Source organism: Streptomyces sp. A0642 (genome assembly GCF_004795105.1).
Classification (GTDB): Bacteria; Actinomycetota; Actinomycetes; order Streptomycetales; family Streptomycetaceae; genus Streptomyces.
Window position 1 is genome coordinate 86418 of sequence record NZ_SSBL01000009.1, and the last position, 12340, is coordinate 98757.

At 73.7% G+C, this 12340-nt stretch carries 8 protein-coding genes; 6 read left to right on the forward strand and 2 right to left on the reverse strand.

Going from position 1 to position 12340, the window contains the following annotated elements; all coding sequences use genetic code 11:
- Positions 1-112: 112 nt before the first annotated feature.
- From E6R60_RS18150 to sucD, 5 genes are all read left to right on the forward strand, one after another.
- A complete protein-coding gene (locus E6R60_RS18150) occupies positions 113-1225 on the forward strand; it encodes an AAA family ATPase (protein ID WP_136327621.1) in 1113 nt (370 codons plus the stop codon).
- Entirely contained in the window at positions 1222-3678 is a 2457-nt protein-coding gene (locus E6R60_RS18155) for a DUF5682 family protein (protein WP_136327622.1), read from the forward strand. Before E6R60_RS18150 ends, E6R60_RS18155 begins: the two co-directional genes overlap by 4 nt.
- Before the next feature lie 29 nt (positions 3679-3707).
- Positions 3708-4976, forward strand: a complete 1269-nt coding sequence (locus E6R60_RS18160) for a VWA domain-containing protein (protein WP_168713635.1) — start codon at positions 3708-3710, stop codon at positions 4974-4976.
- A gap of 376 nt (positions 4977-5352) precedes the next feature.
- Entirely contained in the window at positions 5353-6534 is a 1182-nt protein-coding gene (gene sucC, locus E6R60_RS18165) for an ADP-forming succinate--CoA ligase subunit beta (protein ID WP_136327623.1), read from the forward strand.
- A 21-nt stretch (positions 6535-6555) separates the two neighbouring features.
- On the forward strand, positions 6556-7440 hold the full coding sequence (gene sucD / locus E6R60_RS18170; RefSeq protein ID WP_136327624.1) for a succinate--CoA ligase subunit alpha: 885 nt from the start codon (positions 6556-6558) through the stop codon (positions 7438-7440).
- Between the two features lie 158 nt (positions 7441-7598).
- Here sucD and E6R60_RS18175 read toward each other — a convergent pair whose 3' ends face one another.
- On the reverse strand, positions 7599-9227 hold the full coding sequence (locus E6R60_RS18175) for a helix-turn-helix domain-containing protein (protein WP_136327625.1): 1629 nt from the start codon (positions 9225-9227) through the stop codon (positions 7599-7601).
- 125 nt (positions 9228-9352) lie between these two features.
- On the opposite strand from E6R60_RS18175, the gene E6R60_RS18180 reads away from it, so the two are divergent.
- Complete coding sequence (locus E6R60_RS18180) at positions 9353-11098, forward strand: DUF6350 family protein (RefSeq protein ID WP_136327753.1); 1746 nt, start codon at positions 9353-9355, stop codon at positions 11096-11098.
- Here the strand turns inward: E6R60_RS18180 and E6R60_RS18185 are convergent.
- Positions 11088-12026, reverse strand: a complete 939-nt coding sequence (locus tag E6R60_RS18185) for a hypothetical protein (protein WP_136327626.1) — start codon at positions 12024-12026, stop codon at positions 11088-11090. The genes E6R60_RS18180 and E6R60_RS18185 overlap by 11 nt on opposite strands.
- Positions 12027-12340: the final 314 nt, after the last annotated feature.

Here is a 12340-nt window from a genome sequence, read left to right on the forward strand (position 1 = left end):
CGACGGTAGGCGGCACCACTGACAACCGGCTCCCACCTGCGGAAAGGTCGATTGTCAGTGCCATGGTGCACCGTGGTGAGCACATCAGGCCGAACGACCTGGAGGGGGATCCATGTCCATGTCCGACACCACCACGACCATCGGCGCGGAAGTCCTGCGCCCGCATGCCGAGGACGCCTTCGCCGACGAGCTGAAGGCACTCGCCGCCGCCGACGACCGCCCCCGCCCCGAGCGCTGGCGCCTGTCTCCGTGGGCCGTCGCCACCTATCTGCTCGGCGGCGCCCTGCCCGACGGCACGGTGATCACGCCGAAGTACGTGGGCCCGCGCCGCCTCGTGGAGGTCGCCGTCACCACCCTCGCCACCGACCGGGCGCTGCTGCTCCTCGGCGTGCCGGGCACCGCCAAGACGTGGGTGTCCGAGCACCTCGCGGCCGCCGTCAGCGGTGACTCCACGCTCCTCGTCCAGGGCACGGCGGGCACGCCCGAGGAAGCCGTCCGCTACGGATGGAACTACGCCCAGCTGCTCGCCCACGGCCCGAGCCGCGACGCGCTGGTGCCCAGCCCGCTGATGCGCGCCATGTCCGAGGGGATGACGGCCCGGATCGAGGAGCTCACCCGCATCCCCGCAGATGTGCAGGACTCCCTGATCACGATCCTGTCGGAGAAGACCCTGCCCCTGCCGGAACTGGGCCAGGAGGTCCAGGCCGTCCGAGGCTTCAACGTCATCGCCACGGCCAACGACCGCGACCGCGGGGTCAACGAGCTGTCCAGCGCCCTGCGCCGCCGCTTCAACACCGTGGTGCTGCCGCTGCCCGCCACCCCCGAGGCGGAGGTCGACATCGTCTCCCGGCGCGTCGACCAGGTCGGGCGCTCGCTCGACCTGCCGCCCGCGCCCGACGGCCTCGCGGAGATCCGCCGCGTGGTCACCGTCTTCCGTGAACTGCGCGACGGGGTCACCACCGACGGCCGCACCAAGCTCAAGTCACCGTCGAGCACGCTGTCCACGGCCGAGGCCATCTCCGTCGTCACCAACGGCCTTGCGCTCGCCGCCCATTTCGGCGACGGCGTGCTGCGCCCCGGGGACGTCGCCGCCGGCATCCTCGGCGCGGTGGTCCGTGATCCGGCCGCCGACCGCGTGGTCTGGCAGGAGTACCTGGAGACCGTGGTGCGCGAGCGGGACGGCTGGAAGGACTTCTACCGCGCCTGCCGTGAGGTCTCCGTATGACCGCCGCCCGCCCGTCGGGGCCGCTGCTGCTGGGGGTGCGGCACCACGGCCCGGGGTCCGCCCGCGCCGTCCTCGCCGCGCTGGACGCGGCCCGCCCCCAGGCGGTGCTCATCGAAGGGCCGCCCGAGGGTGACGCGCTGCTGCCGCTCGCCGCCGACGAACAGATGCGCCCGCCCGTCGCCCTGCTCGCCCACGCGGTGGACGATCCGGGCCGGGCGGCGTTCTGGCCGCTCGCCGCGTTCTCGCCCGAATGGGTCGCGATCCGCTGGGCGCTGGCGCACGGGGTTCCGGTCCGCTTCATCGACCTGCCCGCGGCCCACTCCCTCGCCATGACGGAGGAGGGCGGACCGGGCGGGCGTCCGGAAGAGGAAGGCGAGCGGGGCGGCCGTCCGGAGCAGGAGGACGAGTCCCGGCCCGTTCCCGTCGACCCGATCCGGGTGCTGGCGGAGACGGCGGGTTACGACGACCCCGAGCGCTGGTGGGAGGACGTCGTCGAACATCGCGTCCCCGGAGCACCGGGCGCCGCGGTGGCCATCGACGCACCGGGCGTCTCCGCACCCGCGACGGTCCCGGCCCCCGCCGGTCCGCTGGCCGCCTTCGCCGCGCTCGGCGAGGCGATGACGGCGCTGCGCGAGGTGTACGGAGACGGCGGACACCCCAGGGACGCGGTGCGGGAGGCGTACATGCGCATCCAGATCCGCGCCGCTCGCAAGGAGTTCGGCGGCGCCTTCGCCGTGGTCTGCGGAGCCTGGCACGTTCCCGCGCTCGAAGCGAAGACGACGCAGACCGCCGACCGGGCCCTCCTCAAGGGCCTCCCCAAGGTCAAGGCCGAGCTGACCTGGGTTCCCTGGACCCACCAGCGGCTGGCGCGGCACAGCGGATACGGGGCGGGGATCGACTCGCCCGGCTGGTACGAGCACCTCTTCGCCTCTCCGGACCGCCCGGTCGAACGGTGGATGACCAAGGTCGCCGGACTCCTGCGCGACGAGGACCGGTTCGTCTCCTCCGCCCATGTCATCGAAGCCGTCCGCCTCGCCGACACCCTCGCCGCGATGCGGGGCCGGCCGCTCGCCGGACTGAGCGAGACCACCGACGCCGTCCGGGCCGTGATGTGCGAGGGCTCCGACGTGCCGCTCGCCCTCGTCCGGGACCGCCTGGTCGTCGGTGTGGCCCTCGGCGAAGTTCCCGACACCGCGCCCGCCGTACCGTTGCAACGCGACCTCAACCGGCAGCAGCGCACTCTCCGCCTCAAACCGGAGGCAGCCGAACGGGAGTTGGACCTCGACCTCCGCAAGGACACCGACGCCGCACGCAGCAGGCTGCTGCACCGGCTGCGCCTCCTCGGCATCGGCTGGGGAGAACCCACCGCTGGCCGGGGGAGCACCGGCACCTTCCGGGAGAGCTGGCGACTGCGCTGGGAGCCCGAGCTCTACGTACGGGTCGCGGAGGCGGGCGTCTGGGGCACCACCGTGCTCTCCGCCGCCACGGCACGCGCCGAGTCGGACGCGCTGGCAGCCCCCACCCTCGCCGAGGTGACCGCCCTGGCCGAGCGCTGCCTGCTCGCAGAGCTCACGGAGGCCCTCCCCGTCGTGATGCGGGTCCTGGCCGACCGCGCGGCCCTCGACGCCGACGTCGGCCACCTCGCCGACGCCCTGCCGGCCCTGGCCCGCACCCTGCGCTACGGGGACGTCCGTGCCACGGACACCGCCGCCCTGGGGGAGGTGGCGGCCGGGCTCGCGGAGCGGATCTGCGTCGGCCTGCCGCCCGCCTGCACCGGACTCGACGCGGACGGGGCCGCCGCCCTGCGCCGCCAGGTGGACGGCGTCCACACGGCGATCGGACTCCTCGCCGGCGCCGTCCCGGAGAACGCGGACGGGCTGCGCGAGCGCTGGAGGGCGGTCCTGCACAAGCTGGCCGCCCGGGACACGGTCGCCGGCGTGATCCGCGGCCGGGCCGCCCGGCTGCTGCTCGACGACGGACACCTCGCCCACGACGAGGCCGCCCGTCTGATGGGCCTCGCCCTGTCACCCGGCACGCCTCCCTCCGACGCCGCCGCATGGATCGAGGGGTTCGTCGGAGGCGCGGCCGGCGGCGGCATGCTCCTGGTCCACGACGAGCGGCTGCTGGCGCTGGTCGACTCCTGGCTCAGCGGCGTCCCCGCGGACACCTTCACCGACGTGCTGCCCCTGCTGCGGCGCACGTTCTCGGCGTACGAACCGGGTGTGCGGCGCACCCTGGGCGAGCTCGTCCGGCGCGGTCCGGCCGTCGGCACGGACCCGGGCGCGGGAGCGGTTCCGGGCGGTGAGTCCACGGCGCCCGGATTCGGCCCCGTCCTCGACGCGGTCCGCGCGGACGCGGTGGTGCCGGTCCTGCGCCTGCTGCTGGGAATGGACGCCGAACCGATGACGGAGACACCCGACAACCACGAGGAACGGCTGGGGGCAACGGGATGACGGCAGTAAGCGGCACGGACGCGGCGGACATGGCAGCGACGACGACCGACGGGACGACGACCGACGGGACGGCGACCCCGGGGGCGGCGGCACCCGCACGACCTCCCCTCGACGACGGGGAACGGCTGCGGCGGTGGCGCCTGGTGCTGGGTGCGGACAGCGCGGAGAGCACCGGATGCACCCTCACCGGCCGCGACGCCGCGATGGACGGTGCGCTGACCGCGCTGTACGAGAGCGGGGGCCGGCCCGGAGGCAGGGGCGGCGGCGGACGATCGGCCGGACTCGGGGCCTCCGCCCCCTCCGTGGCCCGCTGGCTCGGTGACATCCGTACGTACTTCCCCACGTCCGTCGTCCAGGTCATGCAGCGCGACGCCATCGACCGCCTCGGCCTCTCCGCCCTCCTGCTCGAACCGGAGATGCTGGAGGCCGTCGAGGCGGACGTCCATCTCGTCGGCACTCTGCTCTCCCTCAACAAGGCGATGCCCGAGACGACGAAGGAGACGGCCAGAGCGGTGGTGCGCAAGGTCGTCGAGAAGTTGGAGAGGCAGCTCTCCACGCGGACCCGAGCCACGCTGACGGGGGCACTCGACCGGTCCGCGAAGGTCACGCGGCCCCGGCACCACGACATCGACTGGGACCGCACCATCCGGGCGAACCTGAAGAACTACCTCACCCTCCCCGGCGAGGACGGGGCCGGCACGATCGTCCCCGAGCGGCTCATCGGCTACGGGCGGGCCGCGCAGTCCGTGAAGAAGGACGTCGTCCTCTGCATCGACCAGTCGGGCTCGATGGCGGCGTCCGTCGTCTACGCGTCCGTCTTCGGCGCCGTCCTCGCCTCGATGCGCTCGCTGCAGACCCGGCTCGTCGTCTTCGACACGGCCGTGGTGGACCTCACCGACCAGCTCGACGACCCCGTCGACGTGCTCTTCGGCACCCAGCTCGGCGGCGGCACCGACATCAACCGCGCGCTCGCCTACTGCCAGTCCAGGATCACCCGCCCCGCCGACACCGTCGTCGTGCTCATCAGCGACCTCTACGAGGGCGGCATCCGCAACGAGATGCTGAAGCGGGTCGCCGCGATGAAGGCGTCCGGGGTGCAGTTCGTGACCCTCCTCGCCCTGTCCGACGAGGGAGCACCGGCCTACGACCGCGATCACGCGGCGGCGCTCTCCGCCCTGGGCGCTCCCGCCTTCGCCTGCACGCCGGACCTCTTCCCGGACGTGATGGCGGCCGCCATCGAGAAGCGGCCCCTGCCGATACCGGACAAGGAGACCGCTCATGGGGGGCCCGGTCACTGACGCGGGCCCGGCCAGATCCTCCCGCACCGGGAGACCGCGCAGAGGTCCGGACGCCGGCGCAGGCCCGCCGGCCCGCAGACCCGGCCGGGTCCGGGACGGGGAGGCCGCCCGGCCCGCGCCCGGCGCTCCCGGCCTCTTCCCGCGCCGATTTGTCCACTGCGACCCGGCTACCAGCGCGATCTGTGACCGTAATCACCGCCCAGGTGTGATCTGCGATTTAGGGTCATGCGGGGCGCGGGGATAACCTGCGAGATGGACATGCCGCGTATTCGGTCACCGTGTGCGCCTCCCTAGTGACAGAGCAGTCACGTTGCCCCTCGCGGCACGCCCACGCAGAAAACCAACCGCGAGACCATTTGATAAGGGACGGACGCGCGTGGACCTGTTCGAGTACCAGGCGAGGGACCTCTTCGCCAAGCACGGTGTACCGGTGCTGGCCGGTGAAGTGATCGAGACGCCTGAGGCAGCCCGCGAGGCGACCGAGCGGCTGGGCGGCAAGTCGGTCGTCAAGGCCCAGGTGAAGGTCGGCGGCCGCGGCAAGGCCGGTGGCGTGAAGCTGGCCGCCAACCCCGACGAGGCGGTCGCCCGGGCGACCGACATCCTCGGCATGGACATCAAGGGCCACACGGTCCACAAGGTGATGATCGCCGAGCTGTCCCCGGAGATCGAGGCGGAGTACTACGTCTCGTACCTCCTCGACCGCACCAACCGCACCTTCCTGGCCATGGCCTCGGTGCAGGGCGGCATGGACATCGAGGAGGTCGCGGAGAAGACCCCCGAGGCCCTCGCGAAGGTCCCGGTCAACGCCGTCGACGGGGTCGACATCGTCAAGGCCCGCGAGATCGTGGCCCAGGCGAAGTTCCCGGCCGACGTGGCCGAGGGTGTCGCCGAGGCCCTGGTGACCCTGTGGGACACCTTCGTCGCCGAGGACGCCCTCCTCGTCGAGGTCAACCCGCTGGTGAAGACCAAGGACGGCCGCATCCTGGCGCTCGACGGAAAGGTGTCTCTCGACGAGAACGCCGACTTCCGCCAGCCCGGGCACGAGGCGCTCGAGGACAAGGCCGCAGCCAACCCGCTCGAGGCTGCCGCCAAGGCCAAGAACCTCAACTACGTCAAGCTCGACGGCGAGGTCGGCATCATCGGTAACGGTGCCGGTCTGGTCATGTCGACCCTGGACGTCGTCGCGTACGCCGGTGAGAACCACGGCAACGTGAAGCCCGCCAACTTCCTCGACATCGGTGGCGGCGCCTCCGCAGAGGTCATGGCGAACGGCCTGGAGATCATCCTCGGCGACCCGGACGTCAAGTCCGTGTTCGTCAACGTCTTCGGCGGCATCACCGCCTGCGACGAGGTCGCCAACGGCATCGTCCAGGCGCTCGAGCTGCTCAAGTCCAAGGGCGAAGCGGTCACCAAGCCGCTCGTCGTCCGCCTTGACGGCAACAACGCGGAGCTGGGTCGCAAGATCCTCTCCGACGCCAACCACCCGCTCGTGCAGCGCGTGGACACCATGGACGGCGCGGCCGACAAGGCCGCCGAGCTCGCCGCGGCTGCGAAGTAAGGAAGAGGGACTCAGACCACCATGGCTATCTTCCTCACCAAGGACAGCAAGGTCATCGTCCAGGGGATGACCGGCGCGACGGGCATGAAGCACACCAAGCTCATGCTCGCCGACGGCACCAACATCGTCGGCGGCGTGAACCCGCGCAAGGCCGGCACCACCGTCGACTTCGACGGCACCGAGGTACCGGTCTTCGGCTCCGTCGCCGAGGCGATGGAGAAGACCGGCGCGAACGTGTCCGTCCTCTTCGTGCCGCCGGCCTTCTCGAAGGCCGCCGTCGTCGAGGCGATCGACGCCGAGATCCCGCTCGCCGTCGTGATCACCGAGGGCATCGCCGTCCACGACTCGGCCGCCTTCTGGGCGTACGCCGGCGCGAAGGGCAACAAGACCCGGATCATCGGCCCGAACTGCCCGGGTCTCATCACCCCCGGCCAGTCCAACGCCGGCATCATCCCGGGCGACATCACCAAGCCCGGCCGCATCGGTCTGGTGTCGAAGTCCGGCACGCTGACCTACCAGATGATGTACGAGCTCCGTGACATCGGCTTCTCGTCCGCCGTCGGCATCGGTGGCGACCCGGTCATCGGTACGACGCACATCGACGCCCTCGCGGCGTTCGAGGCCGACCCCGACACCGACCTGATCGTCATGATCGGCGAGATCGGCGGCGACGCCGAGGAGCGTGCGGCGGACTTCATCGCGAAGAACGTCACCAAGCCGGTCGTCGGTTACGTCGCGGGCTTCACCGCTCCCGAGGGCAAGACCATGGGCCACGCCGGCGCCATCGTCTCCGGCTCCTCCGGCACCGCCGCGGCGAAGAAGGAGGCCCTCGAGGCCGCAGGCGTCAAGGTCGGCAAGACGCCGACCGAGACCGCCAAGCTGGCGCGCGAGATCCTCGGCGCCTGACACCTGGCGCCTGAAACCTGACGGCTGGTGCCGACGCCTCGTCGCGTCGGAGCACCGCCGCAGGAACGCGACACCGCACAGGACCGCGGGCCCGTACCCCGAGCAGGGGTACGGGCCCGCGTCTTCGTGGACCCGGCGGAGTGCCGCGGCCGGCCGGGTCAGCCGGCCCGGGGGACCAGCCGGGCGGGGCCGCGCACCAGTTCACCGCCGAGCTTCTTCTGGAGCTTCTTGTCCTGCGGCGTCAGCTTCTGCGGTCCACCGAGCGGAGGCACCCCTTCCACCCGCTGTGCGGGCGACGGGGGTGTCTCGTACTGTCGCGGGGCCGTGGCCAGGGTGATCAGCGTCAGGCCGATCAGCAGCACGGTGAACGCGATGGCCGCCCGGGTCCAGAGCTCCGCCTTGCGCTCGCTCCCGGTCCGGATCAGCTCGGGGACCGGGAGTGAGGACGCGGGCTGGGTGAGGGCGAGAGCGCCGAGGCGTTCGTGGAGGAGCGCGGACTGTTCGGCCGGCGTCGGAGGTTCCGCCAGCTCGGGGAGCTGTTCGGCGAGCGCCGCCCGCGCGGTCATCAGCCGCCCGGCCGCCGCCGGAGTGCTGGCCTCCGTCTCCGCCGCGGTCTCCGGCAGCCCCAGACCCACACCGTCGTACAGCAGCAGGGTGCGGCGGTACGAGGGCGGCAGGGCCAGCATCGCGTCGAGCAGGGCGCGCGCACCCGGCGCCTCGGGCGGCGGATCGGGGTGGCGGTGCTCCCGGCGCCACCGGTGCCACGGCGACATCGCGTACTCGTAGGCGGCCGCCCGCACCCAGCCCACCGGATCGCGGTCCACGGCGACCTCGGGCCAGCGCTGCCAGGCCAGTTCGAAGGCCTTGCCGACGGCTTCCCGGGAGAGGGCGCGGCGGCCGGTCAGCAGATAGGTCTGGCGGTAGAGCGCGGCGGCGGAGTGCCGGTACAGCGCGTCGAACGCCGCGGCGGGGGAGAGCCGGAGCTCTTCGGCCCCAGCGGCCCCGCCGGCCCCAGCGCCCCCACCGACGCCGTCCGCCGCGTCCGCGTGGTGGGCGGCTTCGACTCCGCCAGGCATGTCCGCCGCCTCAGCCCCTCCAAGCGTGTCCGCTGCTTCGGCCCCGGCGGCTGCTCCCGTCCTCTCGGCTCCCACGGACCTCTCGGCCTCCACGGCCTCGGCCGGCTCAGGTGCGGCGGCGGTGCCGGAACAGGTCGGATCCATGACGTCGCTCCCGATGACCGCCTCGGCCCCGGCCCCGGCTGCCCCGGCCTCGGTCCCGGCCGCCCCGGCCTCGGCGTCGACCGCCCTGGCCTCGGCCCCGGCTGCCCCCGCCTCGGTCCCGGCCGCCCCGGTCTCGGCTCCGGGCGCCTCGGCTGCCGCGACCCCTACCCGGGCCGCTTCGGCTCCGTCTGGCTCGGTGCCGGTTACCTCGCTCCCGGCCGCAGCCGCCTCCGCCGCAGCCGCCTCCGCCGCCGCCACTCCGCCCGCAACGGCGCCCCTGGTCCAGTGGGGCGGTGTGGGCGGCTCGTGCGGGGTGGCCGGCTTGACGGACGAGGGGGGTGGGGTGGACCCCGGGCCGGCGGTCCCGATCAGTCGCGCGTACACCTCGCGCTTGCGCCCGCGAGGGCTGGTGCGGCCCGTCTCCCAGGCCCGGACCGTGGCCGGGGTGACGCCGACGGCCGCTGCGACCTGCGCCTCCGTCAGAGACTTGGCCTCCCGCAGTCTGCGTCGCTCCTTGGGCGGGGGGAGCGGAGGGGCGGCGGGCGCGCCCGTCGTGCTCTGGGTCATGACGGCTCCCCGGCCGGCCCGCACTGGGTGAAAAAGTACATAAACGTATATTGGGCGACACAACGGCCGTTCGCCCGTTACACGGAATAAGCGCGTGTCGTTGGGAGCATTGCGGCGTGACCCAATTGACCGAACGCGGCCCGTCGTTGTCGGCAGAGCACGGGCGGTCCGCCGTGCAGGCCCGGGCCCTGCTGCGCGGGGCCGTCGCGGCGGGGCTCGGCCTCGGCTCCGTCGTCGTGCTCGTCGTGCTCCTGTGGATCAGCTCGCCGGACCCCGACAGCGGCCCCCGCGACGCCTTCCACGCCGCGGCGGGCCTCTGGCTCCTCGCGCACGGCGCGGACCTGATCAGGACCGACACGCTGACCGGAGCCCCGGCCCCCGTCGGGGTCGCTCCGCTGCTGCTCACCGTCCTGCCGGTCTGGCTGGTGCACCGGGCGGCCAGGGATGTGCTGGAGCCCGACGAGGGGCGCGGCGCTCCCTCGCCCGGGGGTGCGTTCGCGCTGGTGACCGGGGGATACCTGCTGGTCGGGGCGGCTGTGGCGCTGTACGCCCGGGGCGCCTCGCTGTCGGCGCGGCCGCTGTCCCTGTTGTTCCCGGCGGCCCTCGTCGTCGCGGGTGCGGCCGCGGCCGGTGTGTGGACGGCCACGGGGCACCCGCTCGGACCGCCGCCCGCGTGGGCCCCGGTGCGGGTGCACGAGGCGATGGCGCGCTCCCGGTTCGCGCGGCGCGCGGAGGCGGTGGGCCGGTCCGCGGCGGCCGGGGTGGCGGTCCTGCTGGGCGGGGGCGCGCTGGTGGTCGCGGTGGCGCTGGTGCTCCACGCGCAACCGGTCCAGGAATCCTTCCTGCGGCTCTCCGACGACTGGGCCGGGCGGGGGGCGGTGCTCCTGGTGGCGCTCGGCCTGGTGCCGAACGCGGCCGTGTGGGGCGCCGCGTACGGACTCGGCCCCGGTTTCGCGCTCGGCACGGCGTCCACTGCCGGCCCGATCGCCTTCACCGGACATCCGTCGATGCCGGACTTCCCACTGCTGGCCGCCCTTCCGGCGCAGGGGCCCGGGACGCCCCTGAACTGGGCGGCCGCCGCCGTGCCGGTCGCCGCCGCAGTGACCGTGGCGTGGTTCACCGTACGAAGGGCGGCGCCCGCCCACGGCGAGCGCGAGGCGGTGTGGGGTCCGGGGGAGACGGCGCTCACGACCGCGCTGGCGGCCACGGGCTGCGGAATCGGCGCGGCCCTGCTCGCGGCGGCGGCCGGCGGCCCGCTCGGGACGCACGCTCTGGCACGGTTCGGCCCGGTGTGGTGGCTCGTGGGCGCGGCCGCCCTGGCCTGGACGCTGGTGCTGGCGGTCCCGGCGGCGCTGCTGCTGCGGGCCTGGCGGCTGCGCGGCCCCCAGCCGGCCGAGGCGGCGGACGCCGGACCGGGCGGAACGAGTGGTACGAGCGAGACGCGCAAGCCCGGCGAGGCCGTGGAGGGCGGGAGCGGCACGACCGGCCGCAGGTGGTGGCCGAGGGGTGGCACCCGGCCGGAGAAGCAGGCACCCGGGGCGGACGAGGCCCCCGTCCCCGTACCCCCCACCGCAGGCCCTTCCGGGGCCGACGCGGACGACGAGTTCGAGGCGTACGACTTCCTGCCGATCGGTCCCTGGAACGCGGAGGCGCCGGGAGTGCCCCCCGCCGCTCCCGAAGAAGCCCCCGCACCGGCCACGGACCCGGCACCTCCGGCCACGGACCCGGCACCTCCGGCCGCGAACCCCACAGCCACCACGAACCCCGCAGCCACCACGGACGCCGCAGCCACCACGAACCCCGCAGCCGCCATGGACTCGGAACCGGCCGGTCCCGCAGGGCCGGCCGGTCCGCAGGACGCTACTTCTTGACGCCGAAGAAGGGCTCGAGCGGCTTCGGGAGCAGGTTGTTGCAGGACAGCTGCCCCGACTTGGTGAGGGCGTCGTTCACGCAGGTGTAGTAGTCGCGGTAGACGAGCTGCACCGTGAACGTCGTCGCGACGATCGACAGGGCGATCAGCCCCGTCACCAGGCCACTGACCGCGGCCGTCGTCTGCTGGCGGCTTCCGCGCTGGACGTAGTTGGTTCCCTGCGGGTCCGCCGGAGGGCTGGACCCGGCGGCGGACGCCGAGCCGGGAGTAGTGGTGGGGCCCTGGCCCACGTGGGAAACCCCCCGGTCGGCCGCCCCTTCCTGTGCCGACGGTTCCTCCGGCTTGGCGCGGAGCGCGCTGATCGACCAGTAGGTGGCGAGTGCGCCGAGCAGCAGCGCGATCTCCGGGAAGTCGAAGAGCGCGAAGAAGAAGGCCCACATGCCGGAGAGCAGCGAGTAGCGGGCGCGGCGCTGGACCGGGTCCTTCGGGTCCCAGCGCAGGGTGCCGCGGGGACCCTCCGGGCCGCCACGGCCGCCGCCCTGGCCGTTCGGTCCGCCGGGCCCGGTGGGGCGGCCGCCGAAGGTGCCGCTCTGGCGCCCCGGCTGGTGGCTGCTCCACTGGCTGCCCCAGACGGGCCGGTTGTCGGAGGATCCGCCCTCGGGCGCGTCCCCGGGGCCGTCGTCGCCCTCGCCGTTTCCGTTCGTACCGCCGCCGGCCTGGTGGCGCGGCTGCCACGGCTGGTCGGGCCGGTCCTCGGGCGGCGGGGCGAACGGGTTGTCGTCCCCGGGGCCGGAGGAGCCGGACGACCCCGACGAGGACGGAGCGGAGGAAGAGGAGGAGCCCGGCGTGGGGGACTGCTCCCGCATCAGAGGTGAGGACCGCTCGGGCAGCGGACGGCGGAAGGCGGTGCGGCGGCGTCGGTCCGGCATGTGGTGAACGTCTTCCCCATCTCGTCATTTCCGCCCTGCGGGCGGCTCGCTGACCCTGACGCTACCCTCCGGCGAGGAGGGGCCGGAAGCTGGGCGTACAGGCGCGGTGGCCGACAGCTGTCACCCGGACCGCCCGCCTCTCCCGGGCCCGCGGCCGGCGGCCCCTCACCCCCGTCAGACGAAGGCCTCCCGAGGTGCCGGTATCGTTGCTGACGGTCGGCTCGTTCGTAGAGTTCCCCGTATCGGGGGGCGTGATTCTTTCGTACGACCGCACAAACAGCATGGCCATCGTGCCGCCGGTCCCGCAATGCGGC